Source organism: Nostoc sp. NMS9 (genome assembly GCF_017114995.1).
Classification (GTDB): domain Bacteria; phylum Cyanobacteriota; class Cyanobacteriia; order Cyanobacteriales; family Nostocaceae; genus Nostoc.
The window spans coordinates 12,248-31,240 of sequence record NZ_JABXKL010000033.1 but is presented as its reverse complement, the minus strand read 5'-3'; the positions used below and the strand labels follow the sequence as shown (position 1 = coordinate 31,240).

The window sequence follows — 18,993 nt, the reverse complement described above, 5'->3', positions numbered from 1 at the left end:
TAGCGCCCGCAATCTTGAGGCGATCGCATGATTCATATTTTGATTCAGCAACGCCCTAGTTTTTATCGATCTACCGCTATATGTGCATTTCTGGTGGGTGACTAAACGACTAATCACAGGTCGCTTTAAACCGCCAGAAGGCTGGCCCCAAAAGAGTCCAATATTTAAGAGTTCGCTTACTAGCTACCGCACGCTTTGGTTATGTCACAAATATTTGACCCCAAAATATCGTGAGTATATCGAGCAGGCTCAAAGCACTAAAAGTGTTTATCACATTCGCTCGACTGAACAGATTTCGCAATTTTTTGAATTAATTGAAAATGAGACTAACTTTGAAGATGATGCATCAGCCTAACGGCGGAGTTGAACAACACCTCCGGCTAAACGTAATTTATAATTAATTTTACCCAAAAGCTAAAGGTAAAATTGTCACATTCTCTACAAGTATGCTCTCGCTAAGCGGTTTGTTCAAACTCATAATTGGGGACCACCGGGTTATTTATTCCTTTGATACTGAAGCCCAACTCATCACAATTCATGAAGTTGGGCATCGCCGTGATATTTACAATTAACAATCGGTCATCAGTGTCCCCTCAATCACACTCCAATTGAGGACTCAGTAGATTCACGTTAACGTCCCAACATTTTATCCCGCAGATGTTTAATGCGATCGCGTAATTTCCCCGCCTCTTCAAATTCCAGTTTCTTCGCTGCCTCTTTCATCTGCGCTTCTAACAGAGTAATCAACCCTGGAATCTGTTCTAATGGCAGTTCATCTAGATGTTCATCTACTACTTTTAAATCCGTTGCATTTAACCGCCGAGATACATCTAAAAAAGCCAAAATCGCATTACTTGATTTTTTCACAATTGGTTGTGGTGTAATTCCATGCAGTCGATTATGTGCCGTTTGAATACCACGCCGCCTGTCTGTTTCATCAATGGCTTTAATCATGCTACCTGTCAGATTATCAGCATACAAAATTGCTTGTCCCTGAATGTGACGCGCGGCTCTACCAATAGTTTGAATTAAGGAACGCTCGGTTCGCAAGAAACCTTCTTTATCTGCATCCATAATTGCCACTAAGGAAACTTCGGGTAAATCCAAACCTTCCCGCAGCAAATTCACACCAACCAAAACATCAAATTTACCCTCGCGCAAGTTCTGCAAAATCTCAATACGCTCAATAGAAGTAATCTCGGAATGTAAATACCGTACCCTTATACCGTGGTCTTGCAAATATTCGGTTAAATCTTCCGCCATCCGCTTGGTTAATGTGGTAATTAAGACTCGTTCATGGCGATCGGCTCTATCTTTGATTTCTCCTAATAAATCATCAATTTGTCCTTCGGTGGGACGCACAGAAATTTCTGGATCAACCACCCCAGTTGGTCGAATCACTTGCTCAACTACATGATCTTCAGAAATTTCTAATTCCCAATTTCCGGGAGTTGCTGATACAAAAATGCACTGATTTACCTTTTGCCAAAATTCCTCAGCTTTCAATGGACGGTTATCAGCAGCGCTAGGAAGACGAAATCCATGATCAATTAAAACTTTTTTTCTCGCTTGGTCGCCGTTATACATACCGCGAATTTGGGGTACAGTAACGTGAGATTCATCGATAATTAATAGCCAATCTTTAGGAAAATAATCAATTAAACATTCTGGTGGAGCTCCAGCTTGTCTTCCTGCTAAGTGACGGGAATAGTTTTCAACGCCGTTACAGTAACCGACTTCACGCAGCATTTCTAGGTCATAGCGTGTTCGTTGATCTATACGTTGCGCTTCTAATAATTTACCAGCTTGTTCTAAGTCTAGTTTTTGCTGTTTTAATTCGGCTGCAATGTCATGACAAGCTACTTCTAATCGTTCTTCTGGGGTGACAAAGTGACGTGCAGGGTAAATATTTACCGCTTCCAAACTTTTGAGAATTTCCCCTGTCACCGGATCAATATAGCGAATCGCGTCTATTTCATCACCAAAGAATTCGACGCGAATAATTCGGTCTTCATAAGCTGGGCCAATTTCTAAGACATCACCACGGACGCGAAATTTTCCCCGACCCATTTCTATGTCGTTGCGGCTATATTGAACATTTGCCAAATCCCGTAAAATTTGGCGTTGATTTACTTCCATACCTATCTGAAGGGGGATGGCAGCTTTCAGATATTCTGCTGGCATTCCTAAACCGTAGATGCAACTGATGGAAGCAACGACAATGACATCACGGCGTTCAAAAAGCGATCGCGTCGCCGAATGCCGCAACATATCTATTTCATCATTAATCGCCGCTGTTTTTTCAATATAAGTGTCGGTAACGGGAATATACGCCTCTGGCTGATAATAATCGTAGTAGCTGACAAAGTACTCAACTGCGTTGTTCGGAAAGAAATCCCGCAACTCGTTACAAAGCTGTGCAGCTAGGGTTTTGTTATGTGCCAAAACTAAAGTAGGCTTGCCAATTTTCTCAATAACTGCTGCTACCGAAAATGTCTTACCAGTTCCAGTGGCTCCTAGTAAAGTTTGGTAACGATTGCCTGATTGGATACTAGCTGTGAGTTGTGCGATCGCTTGTGGTTGATCGCCTGTGGGACTAAAGGGAGCTTGAAGACAAAATTCTGTCATACAGTTTTGCTGTAAATACCCTATCTCATAGTGACGATTCCGCCCTGTATCCATTGTAGCTGGCTTATTAGACCAAATAAATAGTAAGAATTATTTACAAAAATTATTAATTTACATTTACTTATGTATTGGTTTTAAAGATTCTTATATCTATATGAGGTTTTTTAAGGTTAAACTCTAAGGTATATGGGAAAAAATTTCATCTTTCCTTAATTATTGTAAAATTCAATTAACAAACTAGAGGTGTTCGTTTATGACTATTAGCAACGCTGGCAAAGCAACCAGTTCTCGGCAAAAGTATGCCAAGTCTTTAGGGGAAGCTACAGAGGAAGTTGAAAATCAACAAGACCAGAGCTTGAATGCTGATAAAGTCGAGGAAGTTAATGAACTGCCAGTAGGAGCTTCTGGAACACTCGCCATTTCTGGAATTCGTCCCATAGGCGCTAGCGACTTAGAAGTTGCTGAACACCTCTCAATTGCTGGGGTGCGTCCCGTTAGCACCAGTACCTTGGAAGTAGTTGAAACTTATAACTCAATGGGTATTCGTCCAATAGGTGCTAATACATTCCAAGTTGTTGAAAGTATCAACCTCTCTGGGATTCGTCCAATCGCCTCAAGTTCATTGGCAATTTCTGAAAGTTATTCCACCTTCGGGAACCGTCCTATAGCACCAAATGAGATTGACAATTCTGAAAGCCTGATGGGTTTTCTAGATTAAAAAAAAAACATCCCCATAACTTTATTAACCCAGTTTCTATACGAAACTGGTTTTTTTTATTTAAAAAGTAGAGATTACCATATTTACATTTGTTCTATGTCTTTTAGCATAGGTAACTAAACTCTTCTTATTTTAATTTAGATTCAGTCAACAACCAGGATGCTTACTACAACTACCTTTCTTAATTAAAAATGACGAATTGTTTAATATGCCTTGTGGTGGAAGGCTTTAAGAAAAACTTTAAGCTATTGTATAAATGTAATAAAAAATGATTTCAAAGTTAGTTTACAGCTTTGAAATGAGTTTTTCATTAAATAAGGAGTAAAAAAATGAGCATAGAAGATCGCGCAAAGGCTGCTGCTAAAAATGTTGAAGGTAAAGCCCAAGAAGCGTTAGGAAATGTCACTGGAGATCCAGAAGATAAAGCCAAGGGTAAAGCAAAGCAAGCTGAAAGCGAAGTACGTCATGGTATAGAAGACGTGAAAGATAATGTGAAGAAAAATATTGACTAATAATTCATACTTTCGTTTGCATAAAATCGAGGGATACAAATGGGGTGTATCCTAATCTGTGCAAAAGAATATGAGTTGTTCGAGAGCCAAGCTAAACTTTTTTCAGATTCCCTGAGCTAGGAACAGAAAATAGAATATTGCTTGATTGCTAGAATTTTTGTAGAGACGTAATTAATCACGTCTCTACAATTTCCAATAAAAAAATTAGAGAATCAAACTCTATTAAAAATTGGGGGATGTTAAATCTTTGGATAATACTACAGCCGATTTAACATCTGCATATCAAAATTATAATTATTTCGTCCAACGTACAACACTAGATCAACGTTGGCAGTTATTTGGTCGATCTTTACATCAAGATCGGATTCCTACCAGCTAAATGGAGGCAGAATTATAACAGGCGATCGCACAAATTAAACCCAATGAATGGGATGATGTAGCAAAGGCATTTTTCAAACACTTGAAGGAAATAGGACTAGACGATCGCCATCTAGAGCAACAGTTGGGACTTTCTACACATCACCCTAACCGCATGAGTGCTGATGATGTTAGCAAACTAGCGTCCTTCGTCTATCACAACCACCCCGACATTTTCCACCAAGTGCTGGCGGAGCAACCAGGAATTATCAAGTTTCTCAGTAATCCTGTTGTAGCAGCTATTATCGGAGTTGCGGCGGCTAAGTGGTTGGGTAGTCGCAAGTAACTTCTGAGTTTGGAGTTTGAAGGATGAGTAAGAAATTAGGTGGGCATTGCCCACCTTTATTTTTTGCCTTTTTTCAACAAAAATTATGTATGTAAGGATACAATCAAATTATTTTTAGCCAAATAAAACTCACACAAAACTTATACAAATATTTAATCCTTTAACCGTATTTAACCTTTATCATTTCTAGCTTTTGGCAATATTTTAAGTTTTTGTAAAGGATATATATCTTAAAGTTTTCATAAACCCAGCTAATAATTTGTTGAAGATATTTCTTTTTTCAGCAATATTAACTTTTACGTAATGCTTCCTAGCATATCAAATACGCAAGCGAGATTGAAGACTTAAGTCATCTTTATCGCTGTTTTTGGCTGTGACAGGTGTGACAGGGTGAGCCATCATCCGCCTGTTGAGTTGCTTTGATGGGCGTAGTTACTTTGAGTGCTAGCAAATATTACTGCATTTACCTTTTTACAGGAGTTAGTTTCATGACAATGACAAAATTAGGTGTCAGAAAAGAGTTGCTGAAGGTTTGTAGTATAGCAGCATTTACTGCTGTTGCAGCAGGAACACTTGGCACAGGACAGGCGCAGGCGCTTGTTTTGACGTTTGATGATCTTCCCGCGCCTGAATTTGATTATGGCAGTCCAATTCCAAACGGCTATGGCGGATTGAATTGGGATAACTTTAATTATCTGACTACTCCTAACTACTCCATTAACCCATCTGGTTATATCTATGGAACAGTTTCATCACCAAATGTTGCTTACAATTCATTTGGAAACCCTGCCACAGTAAGTACTGTAAGTCTTGGCAGTGGTCAGTTTGACTTCAATAGTGCTTATCTCACAACAGCTTGGAATAATGGCTTAGATATTCTGGTAGAGGGCTTCTCAGGTGGAATAACTAAGTATGCAACGACAGTAACTGTAGATACTACATCGCCTAGACTCTTTAACTTTGACTTCCTTGGCATTGACAGTTTAAAATTTACTTCCTCCGGTGGCGTCGATGTAGGTTATGGTGGCTTTGGCACAGAAATTGTGTTAGACAACTTCACTTATAACTCTGAGACCGTTCCCGAACCTACAACTTTCTTGGGTTTATTGACAGTCGCTAGTTTTGGCGTAGCTTTGAGCCACAAGCAAAAGCAGCAACAAAAAGTTACTAGCAAAGTCTAGGCTAACAAACTTAACCAATACATAATTCCGTTTAGATAAATAGAGTGTGTTAAGTGTGGAGTTAAAAATTGATAACTCTACACTTACTACCCTATCTAATATATCCTTTGGTAAAAGATGGCATTGCCTGAAAGATGTATAGCGATCGCCTTTAAAATTGATTTGATATCTTGCGGCTGCACCAATGCCTACTCTTTGAATGGCGATGTCTACGACGGGCGTAGCTACGGCAACTTTGGCCAATCTGAAAATCATTTCAAATCTCAAAAATTGTAGTAATATACCACAGGCATTAACTATCTTCAGCTACATCTGATTGTTAGCGCTCTTAAATTCACAATCGATGAGAATATACCGTGAACCTAACTCTTTATTTCCTCCGTCACGGACAGACAGAATGCAGTCGCAATAATTCCTTTTGCGGTTCTATAAACTCAGAACTCACTCCAGAAGGCTTGGAGATGGCAAAGGCTTTTGCAGACACATATAGTTCTATGGATTGGACAGCAATATTTTGTAGTCCAATGCGGCGAACTGTATTGACAGCAAAACCCTTTTGTGAAGCAATAGGGATGGAACCACAACTCAGGGATGGTTTGAAGGAAATTAACTATGGCTTGTGGGAGGGAAAAACGCCTGAAATAATTAGCCGTGAATATCACGATGATTATATTCGCTGGTCAGCAGATCCGGCTTGGAATGCGCCAAATAGTGGAGAAATGGCTGTTACAATTGCTACTCGTGCCTTACAGGTAATTGAAGAAATCAAACAAAATTACACTAGTGGCAATATTTTAGTTGTTTCACATAAGGCAACTATCAGAATTATTCTGTGTAGTTTATTGGGGATTGATGTGGGACGCTTCCGTTTTCGTTTGGGATGTCCTGTTGCTTCGGTGAGTATTGTAGAATTTAGCTCACATGGGCCGCTGTTAAAAGTTTTGGCAGACCGTAGTCATTTAGATGAGCAATTGCGAAATTTACCAGGAACGTGAGGAGAGTTAACCCCTTCGGGGAAGTCAAAAATCAAAAGTCAAAAGTCAAAAGTCAAAAGTCAAAAGTTAGGAGTTAGGAGTTATTATTACCTTGCTCTCCCTTGCTATCTGGCTCAGTATATTTGCAGAGAACATTTATCCCAATTTTCAAAATATATAATATGACAATTGTGGCGATCGCACCATCAATCGGTATTCCATGCACTGCTGCAACCGCAACCAGGGAGCCAATGATGCTGTTGAACAAAGAAGCACTACCAGGGTTATTAGTGTATTCTTTGATTTTGCCCCGCAAACCATCATCACCACAGATTTCCGCGCGGATTTCGTCAAGGGTCAGCTGCAAAATAGATTTTTTGCCCTTACTATAATCTGTTGTGCCGACTTTCTCTTGCCAGAGTGCATCAAAACTAGCTTCTAGATTCCCGTTGTGGTGCTGTAGGGTAGTAAGTGCTTTTTGCGCTGGGGTGTCGTTTTGGAGAAGTTGCCGAAGTTCTTGGATTTCGATAGAGGTTAATTGGGCATTCATATATATTTGACTTAATTATTTATGGAGTATTTGTTAGTTCCTGAATTAACTCTTCAGGTGTGATAATTCTGGGAGTAGCAACTGGAAAATCTCTAGGGTTGCGAGTAACAATCGCATCTAAATGATTGAGTACCGCACTGCTGTATTGAATAGCGTCTTCAAAATCTCTAAAGTTAGCAGTTAATGCCATGTTGATTAATGACCTGATTCATCAATTGTGGCGTTGAGCTTGTAGGCTTGCATACTTTTGCTCCTTTTTGTTTCTAGGATAGAACACTGCGTAAATATTGCGTAGGCGTAGCCCGCCGTAGATATCGTACTTCTGAATAACTACCTTGTTGTGATTAATACCAATTCTAGAAAAAAATAAAACAGATGCGTAGGTTGGGGAGCCGCTCATGTGGGCGGGTTTCCCGACTTTAGTGAAGTGGCGTTTGAACGGAGTGAAACCCAACAATTATAAGACTTTGAGGTGTTGGGTTTCGTCCCTCAACCCAACCTACATTCTATTTACCAGAATCGATATCTCCTAGAAAATTACCTAGAGAGAATTTATTAGTTCTTGAATCAACGATCGCAGTTATAAGTGAATGTCTTGTCGTCACCAACATTACAACATTAAGCCTTAACGTTACGAGATTAAGGCTTAACGCTATAACGTTAAGGCTTAAGGTTACGACATTAAGCCTTAACATTACAACATTAATCACCAGCATCATAAGATTAAGGCTTAAGGTTACGACATTAAGCCTTAACATTACAACTTTTTGACAAAAGCTTATGCGATCGCTCTTTAGGGTAGTGCGCTCTGTGCGATCGCAAGCAATGCTTAAATAAAACTTATGAATGATTCGATGTTGGCAAAAAATCTTGCACCTAGCGACCTAGAAATTGCATTTTCGTAAAACAGGCTAACACAAAGAAAACGCTTTCTCCAATTACAAATTACTCTTTCGTGCTGTCCAAATTGCCTCGCTCACCTCTTTAGCGCACTCCTCACCCGTTGCCTCGTGCTAAAGTGCCAATTGTACAGCATTACAACTTGGAAAAATAAGACTAGTCACACGGTGGAGTTACTGATTTCTTGGGGGTGCTATGTCAGGGATAACTCAAAATTGGCGGTGTTGCTGTAGTAGGTTTGTAATATCAATTAGTTGCTTGGTGGGAAGTGTGTTAATTGCCTCTTTGCAAGAGCGTGTTTTTGCCCAAATTACCCCGGATGGAACCTTGCCTAATAACTCTAGCGTTACAAGGGATGGAAACATCTTCAATATTACTGGAGGAACTAAAGCAGGAAGTAATTTGTTTCACAGCTTTGGCGAGTTTTCTGTTCCTATTGGTGGCATCGCTTCTTTTAATAATGCTGTAGATATTCAAAATATCATTAGTCGAGTTACGGGTGGGTCAGCTTCTAATATTGATGGGTTAATTCGCACGTTGGGTACAGCTAATCTGTTTCTGATTAATCCAAATGGGATTATTTTTGGCCAGGGTGCGAGGCTGGATGTTAAAGGTTCTTTTGTGGCGAGTACAGCGAATGCACTGCAATTTGGAAATATCGGATTTTTTAGCGCTACTGATCAAAATATCCCTTCACCGTTGTTGACTATTAATCCTTCAGCATTGCTGTTTAATCAGATTAATCAAAACGCAGCGATTCAAAATAACTCAGTTGCATTTGCAGGAAGAGATCCAGCAGGCTTTAATGCATTTGGTTTACGAGTACCAGATGGTAAGAGTTTACTGCTGGTGGGTGGTAATGTCAGTATTGATGCCGGAGAATTAAATGCTAATGGTGGACGAGTTGAGTTAGGAGGGTTGGCGGAACCTGGTACTATAGCGCTGAGTGTAGATGGCGATAATCTCAGCTTAAGATTTCCTGAGAATGTTGCACGAACCTCGGTATCCCTCACTAATGAAGCTGCGATATACGTAGAAGGGACTGGTGGCGGTAATATTGCAGTCAATGCTAGGAATCTAGAGATTTTAGGAGGAAGTATTTTAAGCGGTGGTATTGGGCAAGGTTTGGGGACATCTGAAACTATTGCAGGAGATATTACGCTTAATGCTACCGGGGAAATCAAAGTTGCTGGTGGAAGTAGTGTTCGTAATCTTGTGCCTTTAGGGTCACTTGGCGATGGGGGTAACATTACTATCGATTCTGGTTCTTTCTCATTACGCGATCGTGCTCAACTTGAAGCCTCAACTTCTGGACAGGGGGATGCGGGGAATGTGACAGTGCGGGCACGAGATGCTGTTTACCTTGCAAATAATGCTGCCATCTTCAGCAGGGTGTCACCAGGGGGTGTAGGTAAAGGTGGCAATATCGACATCAATGCTGCAACACTATCACTAATTGATGTCGCTCAACTGCAAACTGTTACTCGTGAAGCATCTGATACCCAGCCAGCAGGACGGGGGGATGCGGGGAATGTGAATGTGAATGTTACAGGTATTGTTGACATTGCTGGGGAGAAAAATGGTTTAGGCAGTGGGATTTTCAGCAGTGTGGAAACGGGGACAGTTGGCAATGGGGGTAACATTACTATCGATTCTGGTTCCTTCTTGTTACGCGATAGCGCTCAACTTAGTGCCTCAACTTCTGGACAAGGGAATGGTGGTAACATTACTATCGATTCTGGTTCTTTATCGTTACAATATGGCACTGCGCTTATTGCCTCAACTCATGGACGAGGAAATGCGGGGAATGTGACAGTGCGGGCACGAGATGCTGTTTCTCTTGCAGATAATGCTGGCATCGTCAGCATAGTGGAAGCAGGGGGTGTGGGTAAGGGAGGTAATATTGACATCAATGCTGCAACACTATCACTAATTGATGGCGCTACCCTGCAAACCCTTACTCGTGAAGCATTTGATGGCCAGCTAGCAGGACGGGGAGATGCGGGGAATGTCAATGTTAATGTTACAGGTATTGTTGATATTGCTGGGAGGAAAAACGGTTTTGCCAGTGGGATTACCAGCCAGGTGAATACGGGAACACAAGGTAATGGGGGTAACATTACTATCGATTCTGGTTCATTTTCGTTACGCGATGGCGCTGGACTTCAAGCCTCAACTTTTGGACAAGGGAATGCAGGGAATGTGACAGTGCGGGCACGAGATGCTGTTTCTCTTGCAGATGCTGAAATCTTGAGTCAGGTGGAAGCCGGGGGTGTAGGTAAAGGTGGCAATATCGAGATCAAAGCTGCAACACTATCACTAATTGATGGCGCTCTACTGGTAACTGCTACTAGTGAAGCATCTGATGGCCAGCTCGCAGGACGGGGGGATGCGGGGAATGTCAATGTTAATGTTACTGGGAAAGTTGACATTGCTGGGGAGAAAAACCGTATTGTCAGTGGGATTGGCACTCAGGTGGAAACGGGGACAGTTGGCAATGGGGGTAACATTACTATCGATTCTGGTTCTTTCTCATTACGAGATGGCGCTCGACTTACTGCCTCAACTTCTGGACGAGGGAATGCGGGGAATGTGACAGTGCGGGCACAAGATGCGGTTGACCTTGCATATGCTACCATCGTCAGCACAGTGTCAGCTTCTGGTGTAGGTAAGGGTGGCAATATCGACATCAATGCTGCAAAAGTGTCACTAATTGATGCTGCTGGGCTTACTACCGAAACCTTTGGACAAGGGAATGCGGGAAATGTGACAGTGCGGGCACTTGATGCTGTTTCTCTTGCAGATAATGCTGCCATCTTCAGCAGGGTGTCACCAGGGGGTGTAGGTAAAGGTGGCAATATCGACATCAATGCTGCAACACTATCACTAATTGATGGCGCTCAACTGCAAACCCTTACTAGGGGTGTATATGATGATACCCAACCAGCAGGACAGGGGGATGCGGGGAATGTCAATGTTAAAGTTAGTGGCGCTGTTGACATTGCTGGGGAAAAAAACGGTTTTCCCAGTGGGATTTTCAGCTTTGTGAATACGGGAACACAAGGCAATGGGGGTAACATTACTATCAATTCTGGTTCATTCTCATTACGCGATCGCGCTAAACTTGAAACCTCAACATTTGGACAAGGGAATGCAGGCACAATTAAAGTTAATGCTGCTGATTTTTTCACCATTTCTGGCAAGAGTTCTAACATTAGCAGTGGCTTGTTCGTGAACTCCCAAAGTCCGACGGGTACTGCTGGAAATATTATCGTCACCTCACCTAGAGTTACCTTAGACAACGGTGGCATACTCAACGCCGAATCTGCATCGGGTAACGGTGGCAACATCAACATTTTACAAACTGATTTACTGCTTCTGCGTCGTGGCGCTCAAATTACCACCACCGCAGGCACAGCACAAGCTGGGGGTAATGGTGGCAATATCACCATCAATGCTCCCAATGGCTTCATCTTCGCCGTCCCCAGCGAAGATAATGACATCACTGCCAATGCTTTTACAGGCAGTGGTGGGAGAGTGGATATTCAAGCCAATGACATTTATGGTATTGAGTTCCGTGAAAATTCAACTCCCTTGAGTGACATCACTGCTAGTTCAGAATTTGGTATACAGGGCACTGTAGAACTAAACACACCTGAGATTAACCCTAACAGTGGCTTAGTTGAATTACCAACAATACCAGTTGACACCAAGTTAGCCCAAGGTTGCTACAGTCCAGGTTACGCCCAAAACCGATTTGTGATCGCTGGACGCGGTGGTTTACCACCCAATCCCAAAGACATTCTCACTCCTGATACACCACAAATAGATTGGGTGTCTCTTAAACCCCGCAACAACAACCGTTCCTTACCACCTGTTACTAGTAAACCAACTATTTCCACTCCCAAACGCATTGTTGAAGCCACAGGTGCAACGCTAAACGCATTTGGACAAATAGTCCTCAGTGCTAATTCATCCACCGCTACTCCTCACATTTCCAGACAGAACCCAATTCAATGTCATGGTAGCTAAAGTTATTCAGACTTTTACTGCATCCTGCCTGCTTATGTTGTTCAACAGCTTGACAACTACATCCAGCAGGGCGCAGACAGTAGTCAGCGTACAACTACCCCAAAACAACTCTCCTTCGCTTCTGCAACTCCCGCCACCGCTGTCCAACCACCTTCACCCTCTCCACCACCGCAATTTCCGCCTCCATCCGAACTACTCCAACCCGACCAACCACTACCTACACCAGATAAACCACTCCCCGATAGCTCACAAATCTTCACTGTTAAACAGTTTGAAGTCATTGCTAGTACAGTATTCAGCCGATAAAAGTTGACTAAGGTAGTAAATCAATAGCTACATCTACAGCGATAATTTACTTAAATCATTACCGAGTTATTTCATGCTGCCACTTATTGAAAGCATTGTATTACGTCAAATGGCTTCGGGCGATCGCCTCTACTTACAACTATACAAATTTATCGGCACTCAACCTGGTAAAAAGGTTTACATTCAATCTAATCTGCATGGTTCAGAAATTGCTGGTAATGCCGTTATTCACCAGCTAATTGAGTTTTTATTAACAGTAAATGATACAGATTTAACTGGAGAAATTTGGCTAGTTCCCGTTTGTAATCCAATGGGGACAAATGAACGCGCTCATCATTTTTCTCCTGGACGTTACTGCGTTTACGAAGCCAAAGACTGGAATCGCATATTTTGGGACTACGAGAAAGAAGCTGATGATTTAGTAGCTTTTACTAAATCTCAACTTCATATTGATCTAGAGGTCGTTCGACAAAATTATTTAACTATAATTAAGCAACAATTCTCGAAGATTTTAGAAAAAATTAATTCTCCAGGTGCAGTACCATACACTGAGCTTTTTGGCTACAAACTACAAAATCTGAGTTTAGATGCAGACTACTTAATTGATTTACATAGTTCTACAAATCAAGCTTTAGACTACCTTTATTACTTCCGAAATCGAGAAGACAGTGCAAAATACTTCCTACTTGATTTTGGAATCTTGCTTAATAAATATGATGGTGATGCTTTTGATGAAGCTTTTATCAAACCTTGGTTGGCCCTAGAAGCTTGTTTTAAAGAGTTTGGTAGAGAGATCAAGTTTGATGTGGAAGCTTGGACACTGGAGTTGGGAACAGGAATGCAAATGAACCCTGATTCAGTTGCTAAAGGTGTACGGGGTGTGAAAAGTTATTTAGCCCGAAAAGGTGTACTGCAAATTCCTGATTTATCAGACGACACAAAAACCCATGAAATGACTTTTGCATCTAGCAGCAATCGGAAAAAATATTATGCGATCGCAGGTGGTATGATTCAAGCCAGAATCGAATTAGGTAGTACAGTCAAAGCTGGAGAAAAACTATATCAAATTCTCAGTTTTAATAAAGAAGGTCAACTACCTACTGTAATTGATGTCTGCGCTCAACAAGATGGATTAGTTTATGATGTCGCAACCAATCAGGCTGTGAATGAAGGCGAGTTTGTATTGGGAGTTATTAGGTAGGAGTTAGTTAGGAGTTAGGAATTAGGAGTTGGGAGTTATGAGTTTTTTAATTCCTCACTCCTCACTCCTCACTCAGCACTAAATTTAGTCTCCCAAATAAATACTCATACCACGAGCAGTTTTAACTAAAGTACCATTGGGATTGACAGCGCTATATTGAGCGATCGCTTCTGTAATTGGTACACTTAATACTTGGCGATTTTGCCATGTCACCATGCGATCGTATTTACCCTCTGCAATGAGATTAACCGCGGCTACGCCAAAGGCTGTTGCAACTAATCTATCCAGTGGTGAAGCAGTTCCACCCCGTTGAATGTGTCCTAAAACGGTGACTCGCGTTTCTACATCAATATGCTGAATAATTTCATCGGCTAAATATTCGCCAATTCCCCCGTATCGAGATTGACCTAAGCGATTGGTAATCGTCACATTTTCGCCGCCTTGGGTACGAACTGCTTCAGAAACAATAATCAAACAATAGTTTTTGCCTTTATCTTGGCGTTCTTTGATTTTGTGGCAAATATGCTCAACTGTATAAGGGATTTCGGGAATTAAAATTACATTCGCTCCCCCTGCAATTCCCGCAGCTATTGCTATGTGTCCAGCATCACGACCCATTACTTCCAAAATCATAACTCGGCTATGACTTGCAGCAGTAAAATGTAACCGATCTAGTGCTTCTGTGGCAATATTTACTGCTGTATCAAAACCGATGGCGTGTTCGGTAACACCAATATCGTTATCAATGGTTTTGGGAATACCTACTAGATTAATACCACCTTGTTGAGCGAGGCGACGCAAAATTGCCAAGCTACCATCGCCACCAATACCAATCAAAGCGTCCAAACCTAGTTGATGATAACCTGCAATGATTTCTTCGGAGCGATCGCATAAACTTCCATCCGCCATTGGAAAGGCAAAAGGGTCGCCTTTATTGGTTGTCCCCAACATTGTGCCACCCGCAGTTAACAACGAGTCAACTCGATCAACCTCCAGCTTGGTGAATTGTGGCGGACGCGCCATTAATCCTAGAGTCGCTTGACGAATTCCCAAAACCTCCCAGCCGTAAGTATTTACAGCACAATTTACTACAGCCCTAATTACAGCATTTAAGCCAGAACAATCACCTCCACTCGTAAGAATTCCTATGCGTTTGGGTTCTCCCACATCTTTTATTGACATTTTGATCCAAATGTATATATTAAATAGTCGATGAAACTTAAGCCAAAGTTAGCAGCAGATTAAACTTAAGCAAAAGTCCTCCCTGTTAATGCCAAAGTAATTTTATGTTTCTTTTGTATCAAAAAACAAAACAAAGTCTAAAAATTCAGCAACTCCTGAGCCAGAAGTCATAATTTATGTGGGTTTGGTATAATTACCGATGAAATGAGGTAAACTTGGACTTTAATTTTTTTTATATTCTAACTACTGAATTCTGACTTCTGAATACTACAACTAAGGTTATCTCAGCTGTAAAATATAAGTGTAGAGCCAGTAGTAGATTAAACCTCGGCAAAAGCAATCCCTAAAAATGCCAGGGTAATTTTATGCCTATTTTGTGTCTAAGAAAAAACCAAGTTATCCCAGTTATCAAATATGAGGGTGGAGCCAAAGGTGACTAGTATTGAAAATTACACTTTCTCTTTTTCAGGAGAAGTAACAATTCCCCAGGCTCCTCCTGAATTCAAATCAGGTTTTATCGGCATTGTTGGTCGTCCAAATGTCGGTAAATCTACTTTGATGAATCAGTTAGTAGGACAAAAAATTGCCATTACATCACCAGTAGCACAAACTACACGTAACCGTTTGCGCGGTGTATTAACTACACCAGAAGCGCAGTTAATATTTGTAGATACGCCAGGAATTCATAAGCCCCATCATCAATTGGGCGAAGTCTTGGTGCAAAATGCCAAAATTGCCATTGAATCGGTAGATGTAGTGTTATTTGTGGTAGATGGATCTGTGGCTTGTGGATCGGGCGATCGCTACATTGCCGAATTACTCAGTCGCAGCAAAACACCGGTAATTCTAGGGGTGAACAAAACCGACCAACAACCGGCTGATTCTCAGTTTATAGATGATAGCTATGCCCAAATTGCCCAGTCCCATGAATGGGAAATCGTGAAATTTTCTGCCAAGACTAGTACCGGATTACCGCAACTTCAAGAATTATTAATTGAACATTTAGAAATTGGGCCATTATATTATCCTCCAGACTTAGTAACTGACCAGCCAGAACGCTTTATTATGGGTGAATTGATCCGAGAACAAATTTTATTATTGACTCGTGAAGAAGTACCCCATTCAGTTGCGATCGCAATTGATTTAGTAGAAGAAACTCCCAGCATTACCCGTGTGCTTGCTACCATCAACGTTGAACGTGATTCTCAAAAAGGCATACTCATTGGCAAAGGTGGAGCAATGCTCAAAGCAATTGGTAGTGAAGCCCGCGAACAAATCCAAAAATTAATTGCTGGTAAAGTTTATCTAGAATTGTTTGTGAAAGTTCAGCCAAAATGGCGACAGTCGCGGATTAGTTTAGCAGAGTTAGGCTATCGCGTGGAAGAATAGAAAAGTTAGAAGTTAGGAGTTAGGAGTTAGGAATTAAAGAGTTATGAATAACTCCTGACTTCCTGCTTTGTTTATGATTGGTAGGTTTTTCAGATCAGATGAGATCAATTTCTTGAGTTTCAGAACCAACATAATTGTCTGAAGCCCTAAATCTCAGTTTAATAATTGAGAAGTTCCTCAATTATTTTTTGGAAACCTAAATACTTAACCTTGAAAGCTATTCTCAATCCTTAACTCCTAACTCCTAACTCCTAACCACCAACTCCTAACTCCTAACTAATAAAAATGTCTTTAGATACTCGCTATCCCTTAAATTTACCGATCGATGCTCCGCCATTGCGTGTGTTAATTGTCGAAGACGATCCAATGATGCAGTTGGGATTAGAACAATCGTTAATGGCTCATCCTCAGTTGGAGATTGTTGGACAAGCTGAAGATGGTTATTTGGGAGTTCAAGCCGCACTGCAACTGAAACCTGATTTGGTAGTTATGGATATTGGGTTGCCGCGATTGGATGGTATTGCCGCGACACAGCAAATTAAGGCGGCGCTGCCAGCAACTCATGTGGTGATGTTGACATCTCATCAAACGGAGACAGAAATTATTGCAGCACTATCTAGCGGTGCAGATGCGTATTGTATAAAAGGTGCAAGTGTGGAACGATTGTTAAGTGCGATCGCAGCTGCAGTTGATGGTGCAGCCTATCTCGATCCCCAAATTGCGCGGCGAGTGATTGATAATCTCAAACCGCCTTCACCTACCACCAACACTGCCAATTTATCTGGGCGCGAGTTAGAAGTGTTAAAGCTGATGGTAGACGGGTTGAGTAACCCAGAGATTGCCGAAAAACTCTATCTCAGTCCCAACACCATCAAAACTCACGTCCGGGGGATTATGAATAAATTAGCAGTGGACGACCGCGTGCAAGCAGCAGTCGTTGCATTGCGTTCTGGTTTGGTTTGATTACCTTATCTGGCGATTGCCACACTTTTTGCTTTCAAGTTAGCACGAATTTTAATCCCATTTACAAGTAGAGGCGTACATATATATGCACGCCTCTATAGCCGATTCATTTGTTGCCAAGATGTTTGAAAAATAGTCTACCTCAATGCATTTTAGTTAAAAGAGTTTGAGAGTTGATTAGGGTCTATATTAGTAGGAAATAACAAAATTTCCTTGCCTTCTAAATTTGCCTTCTGGTGAAGCAAAATTGCCTTTTCCAAAGAACAATATTTAATTGGAACCCATCTGTCGCTATAAAAGTAGACAGTTACTCGGCTCATTGCATACTCTTTCAACGGCAGTGGAAGAGACCAGGATGAGTCCACAGTTTGAACCTTACCTGTTGAGTCCATGCTTTGAACCTCAGTTATTAAGTATATTTACTTTCACTGATTGGAATGATTTAAAGGAACTATCATAAGTAATAATAATCTGGCTTAACAGTACATCTTTAGATAAAAGTTAAAATAATCAAAACTGACCTCACGCCTTTAGCGCTAAATGCGATCGCTACTTTTTATGTCTCAGCAGCTTGGGTTATATCCACAGCATGACCCTGTGCAATAATTGTTACTGAGATCGCCATTGCAAAAATAAGTAGGGAGCTGATAGAAGAGTGCGATCGCATAACCTAGTTTTCTTACAGCTATTTTCAGCTAAATAGCTGTAAGCTCTATGCATCTAACTCTTAACAAATGTCCACTCTAGTACCTTGATCGGGGCTTCTTGTAGTGCTTGAGTTAATTCGGTGCTGCTCTCAAATTTCACCTGAGAGAGGTCGCAGGCTTCGACGTTGACCGTGAATTTATCGTCCTGGAAGGGCCAGGGTTTGACAACAACCAAGTTATCACTGCGCTGCATGATGTCATAGCGCTCACCTTCAGGACCCTTGCTAATTTCTAAAAACCGCTCATCGTCAGGTAATTCCTGTTGACAGAGAATAAGCGAAAGGCGATCGCACCATTGCATAAATGCATAGGCTGCATCAACTTCCTCCTTTGTGATGCCCAGTTCTTTACGCCAACGTTGCTGGTTTTGAAGTTGCTCATCTAAAAGTTTGTCTAATTTTGAAGACTTACCCCGGCTTGGCTCATTTAAACGGCTGATGTGCATAGAAATTAATAGAGCCACCCATCTTCCACGGTAAAGAGCATTCTTTGCCAAATTAGCCAATTTATCGGCACCAGCATCTACATCGGGATTTGACTCAAGGGTGAAGTCCTTTGGCGCACCCGCTTCAGTCAGAATATCTTCTTCCCACTCTTTTTCTAAGTCATCGTGATGGGAAATTGCAGCTACCGTTTCATATAACCTTACTGGAGCATCTTTGCGTCGCCATTGTCCCGCTAGTTCAGCTGCTAATAAAGCATGGGCACGATGATAAATAACTTCCCAACCATTTGGCGTAGCGTTGACAATCACAACTTAATCTCCTGATTCTGGGTTTTGATTTTGAGTTAAATTAATTTCTGAAGTCAGAAATGTTGGGTTAGAAATTGAAACAGCGATCGCTCTAACTTTTTCAGTGTGGCTGAATATGGCGGTTCCCATTCAGATGCGGTACAAAATTACATCGTAAGCTGTAAGGAACATGCCCATTGGTGTCAACTTAAGCTGAAACTCCTTTAAAACCTTGTTTCCAGCCTCTTGCTGGAAATGCTGCTCCTGGCGGCAGAGCCGCCAGCAAGGGAGGCGGCAGCCCCAAGGACGGCATT

18 protein-coding genes and 1 pseudogene are annotated in these 18,993 nt (G+C 41.5%); 12 read left to right on the top strand and 7 right to left on the bottom strand.

All coding sequences use genetic code 11. The features are described 5' to 3' along the window. Positions 1-97: 97 nt before the first annotated feature. Both HWQ40_RS12305 and HWQ40_RS12300 read left to right on the top strand, forming a co-directional pair. Positions 98-355 carry a hypothetical protein gene (locus HWQ40_RS12305; RefSeq protein WP_292778083.1) on the top strand — a complete coding sequence of 86 codons (258 nt, stop codon included), beginning with the start codon at positions 98-100 and terminating at the stop codon, positions 353-355. Between the two features lie 91 nt (positions 356-446). Continuing rightward, positions 447-572: a type II toxin-antitoxin system RelE/ParE family toxin gene (locus HWQ40_RS12300; RefSeq protein ID WP_292778081.1), complete on the top strand. Its 126-nt coding sequence runs from the start codon at positions 447-449 to the stop codon at positions 570-572. Positions 573-630: 58 nt separating this feature from the next. Here the strand turns inward: HWQ40_RS12300 and uvrB are convergent, their stop codons facing one another. After that, positions 631-2,628, bottom strand: a complete 1,998-nt coding sequence (uvrB, locus tag HWQ40_RS12295; RefSeq protein ID WP_292778079.1) for an excinuclease ABC subunit UvrB — start codon at positions 2,626-2,628, stop codon at positions 631-633. 253 nt (positions 2,629-2,881) lie between these two features. Here uvrB and HWQ40_RS12290 point away from each other — a divergent pair, with 253 nt between their 5' ends. From HWQ40_RS12290 to HWQ40_RS12265, 6 genes and pseudogenes are all read left to right on the top strand, one after another. Continuing rightward, positions 2,882-3,346 (top strand): hypothetical protein, encoded by a 465-nt coding sequence (locus HWQ40_RS12290; protein ID WP_292778077.1) that lies wholly within the window; start codon positions 2,882-2,884, stop codon positions 3,344-3,346. 329 nt (positions 3,347-3,675) lie between these two features. Continuing rightward, entirely contained in the window at positions 3,676-3,858 is a 183-nt protein-coding gene (locus HWQ40_RS12285; RefSeq protein ID WP_099103871.1) for a CsbD family protein, read from the top strand. A gap of 229 nt (positions 3,859-4,087) precedes the next feature. Then, positions 4,088-4,561, top strand: a pseudogene (locus HWQ40_RS12280) (hypothetical protein). 488 nt (positions 4,562-5,049) lie between these two features. Next, a complete protein-coding gene (locus HWQ40_RS12275) occupies positions 5,050-5,742 on the top strand; it encodes a PEP-CTERM sorting domain-containing protein (protein ID WP_292778076.1) in 693 nt (230 codons plus the stop codon). 117 nt (positions 5,743-5,859) lie between these two features. Next, the gene (locus HWQ40_RS12270; RefSeq protein ID WP_292778074.1) at positions 5,860-6,018 is read left to right on the top strand and encodes a hypothetical protein; all 159 of its coding nucleotides are present in this window, start codon (positions 5,860-5,862) and stop codon (positions 6,016-6,018) included. A gap of 80 nt (positions 6,019-6,098) precedes the next feature. Then, on the top strand, positions 6,099-6,737 hold the full coding sequence (locus HWQ40_RS12265; protein ID WP_292778073.1) for a histidine phosphatase family protein: 639 nt from the start codon (positions 6,099-6,101) through the stop codon (positions 6,735-6,737). Between the two features lie 73 nt (positions 6,738-6,810). Here HWQ40_RS12265 and HWQ40_RS12260 read toward each other — a convergent pair whose 3' ends face one another. Further along, a complete protein-coding gene (locus HWQ40_RS12260) occupies positions 6,811-7,266 on the bottom strand; it encodes a hypothetical protein (protein WP_292778072.1) in 456 nt (151 codons plus the stop codon). A gap of 19 nt (positions 7,267-7,285) precedes the next feature. Further along, positions 7,286-7,456: a hypothetical protein gene (locus tag HWQ40_RS12255; RefSeq protein WP_334983895.1), complete on the bottom strand. Its 171-nt coding sequence runs from the start codon at positions 7,454-7,456 to the stop codon at positions 7,286-7,288. Between the two features lie 980 nt (positions 7,457-8,436). Between HWQ40_RS12255 and HWQ40_RS12250 the strand changes: the two genes are divergently transcribed. Then, entirely contained in the window at positions 8,437-12,198 is a 3,762-nt protein-coding gene (locus HWQ40_RS12250; RefSeq protein WP_292778070.1) for a filamentous hemagglutinin N-terminal domain-containing protein, read from the top strand. Positions 12,199-12,281: 83 nt separating this feature from the next. On the opposite strand, the gene HWQ40_RS12245 is transcribed toward HWQ40_RS12250, so the two are convergent. Further along, entirely contained in the window at positions 12,282-12,479 is a 198-nt protein-coding gene (locus HWQ40_RS12245; RefSeq protein ID WP_292778069.1) for a hypothetical protein, read from the bottom strand. A 98-nt stretch (positions 12,480-12,577) separates the two neighbouring features. On the opposite strand from HWQ40_RS12245, the gene HWQ40_RS12240 reads away from it, so the two are divergent. Beyond that, positions 12,578-13,705, top strand: a complete 1,128-nt coding sequence (locus tag HWQ40_RS12240; RefSeq protein ID WP_292778067.1) for a succinylglutamate desuccinylase/aspartoacylase family protein — start codon at positions 12,578-12,580, stop codon at positions 13,703-13,705. Between the two features lie 84 nt (positions 13,706-13,789). Here HWQ40_RS12240 and HWQ40_RS12235 read toward each other — a convergent pair whose 3' ends face one another. Continuing rightward, on the bottom strand, positions 13,790-14,872 hold the full coding sequence (locus tag HWQ40_RS12235; protein ID WP_292778085.1) for an ATP-dependent 6-phosphofructokinase: 1,083 nt from the start codon (positions 14,870-14,872) through the stop codon (positions 13,790-13,792). A gap of 429 nt (positions 14,873-15,301) precedes the next feature. Here HWQ40_RS12235 and era point away from each other — a divergent pair, with 429 nt between their 5' ends. Both era and HWQ40_RS12225 read left to right on the top strand, forming a co-directional pair. Beyond that, positions 15,302-16,276, top strand: coding sequence for a GTPase Era (gene era, locus HWQ40_RS12230; protein ID WP_292778065.1), 975 nt, complete (start codon positions 15,302-15,304; stop codon positions 16,274-16,276). A gap of 285 nt (positions 16,277-16,561) precedes the next feature. Next, positions 16,562-17,239 carry a response regulator transcription factor gene (locus HWQ40_RS12225; protein WP_292778064.1) on the top strand — a complete coding sequence of 226 codons (678 nt, stop codon included), beginning with the start codon at positions 16,562-16,564 and terminating at the stop codon, positions 17,237-17,239. A 720-nt stretch (positions 17,240-17,959) separates the two neighbouring features. Here HWQ40_RS12225 and HWQ40_RS12220 read toward each other — a convergent pair. Next, complete coding sequence (locus tag HWQ40_RS12220) at positions 17,960-18,700, bottom strand: DUF3891 family protein (RefSeq protein ID WP_292778062.1); 741 nt, start codon at positions 18,698-18,700, stop codon at positions 17,960-17,962. Positions 18,701-18,703: 3 nt separating this feature from the next. Continuing rightward, entirely contained in the window at positions 18,704-18,829 is a 126-nt protein-coding gene (locus HWQ40_RS12215) for a hypothetical protein (protein ID WP_292778060.1), read from the bottom strand. Positions 18,830-18,993 lie beyond the last annotated feature (164 nt).

Bases quoted from the DNA above. Each gene is read 5' to 3' on its own strand.
- HWQ40_RS12300 (WP_292778081.1), top strand. From the start codon at position 447: ATGCTCTCGCTAAGCGGTTTGTTCAAACTCATAATTGGGGACCACCGG.
- uvrB (WP_292778079.1), bottom strand. From the start codon at position 2,628: ATGACAGAATTTTGTCTTCAAGCTCCCTTTAGTCCCACAGGCGATCAA.
- HWQ40_RS12290 (WP_292778077.1), top strand. From the start codon at position 2,882: ATGACTATTAGCAACGCTGGCAAAGCAACCAGTTCTCGGCAAAAGTAT.
- HWQ40_RS12285 (WP_099103871.1), top strand. From the start codon at position 3,676: ATGAGCATAGAAGATCGCGCAAAGGCTGCTGCTAAAAATGTTGAAGGT.
- HWQ40_RS12275 (WP_292778076.1), top strand. From the start codon at position 5,050: ATGACAATGACAAAATTAGGTGTCAGAAAAGAGTTGCTGAAGGTTTGT.
- HWQ40_RS12270 (WP_292778074.1), top strand. From the start codon at position 5,860: ATGGCATTGCCTGAAAGATGTATAGCGATCGCCTTTAAAATTGATTTG.
- HWQ40_RS12260 (WP_292778072.1), bottom strand. From the start codon at position 7,266: ATGAATGCCCAATTAACCTCTATCGAAATCCAAGAACTTCGGCAACTT.
- HWQ40_RS12255 (WP_334983895.1), bottom strand. From the start codon at position 7,456: ATGGCATTAACTGCTAACTTTAGAGATTTTGAAGACGCTATTCAATAC.
- HWQ40_RS12245 (WP_292778069.1), bottom strand. From the start codon at position 12,479: ATGACTTCAAACTGTTTAACAGTGAAGATTTGTGAGCTATCGGGGAGT.
- HWQ40_RS12240 (WP_292778067.1), top strand. From the start codon at position 12,578: ATGCTGCCACTTATTGAAAGCATTGTATTACGTCAAATGGCTTCGGGC.
- era (WP_292778065.1), top strand. From the start codon at position 15,302: ATGAGGGTGGAGCCAAAGGTGACTAGTATTGAAAATTACACTTTCTCT.
- HWQ40_RS12225 (WP_292778064.1), top strand. From the start codon at position 16,562: ATGTCTTTAGATACTCGCTATCCCTTAAATTTACCGATCGATGCTCCG.
- HWQ40_RS12215 (WP_292778060.1), bottom strand. From the start codon at position 18,829: ATGGGAACCGCCATATTCAGCCACACTGAAAAAGTTAGAGCGATCGCT.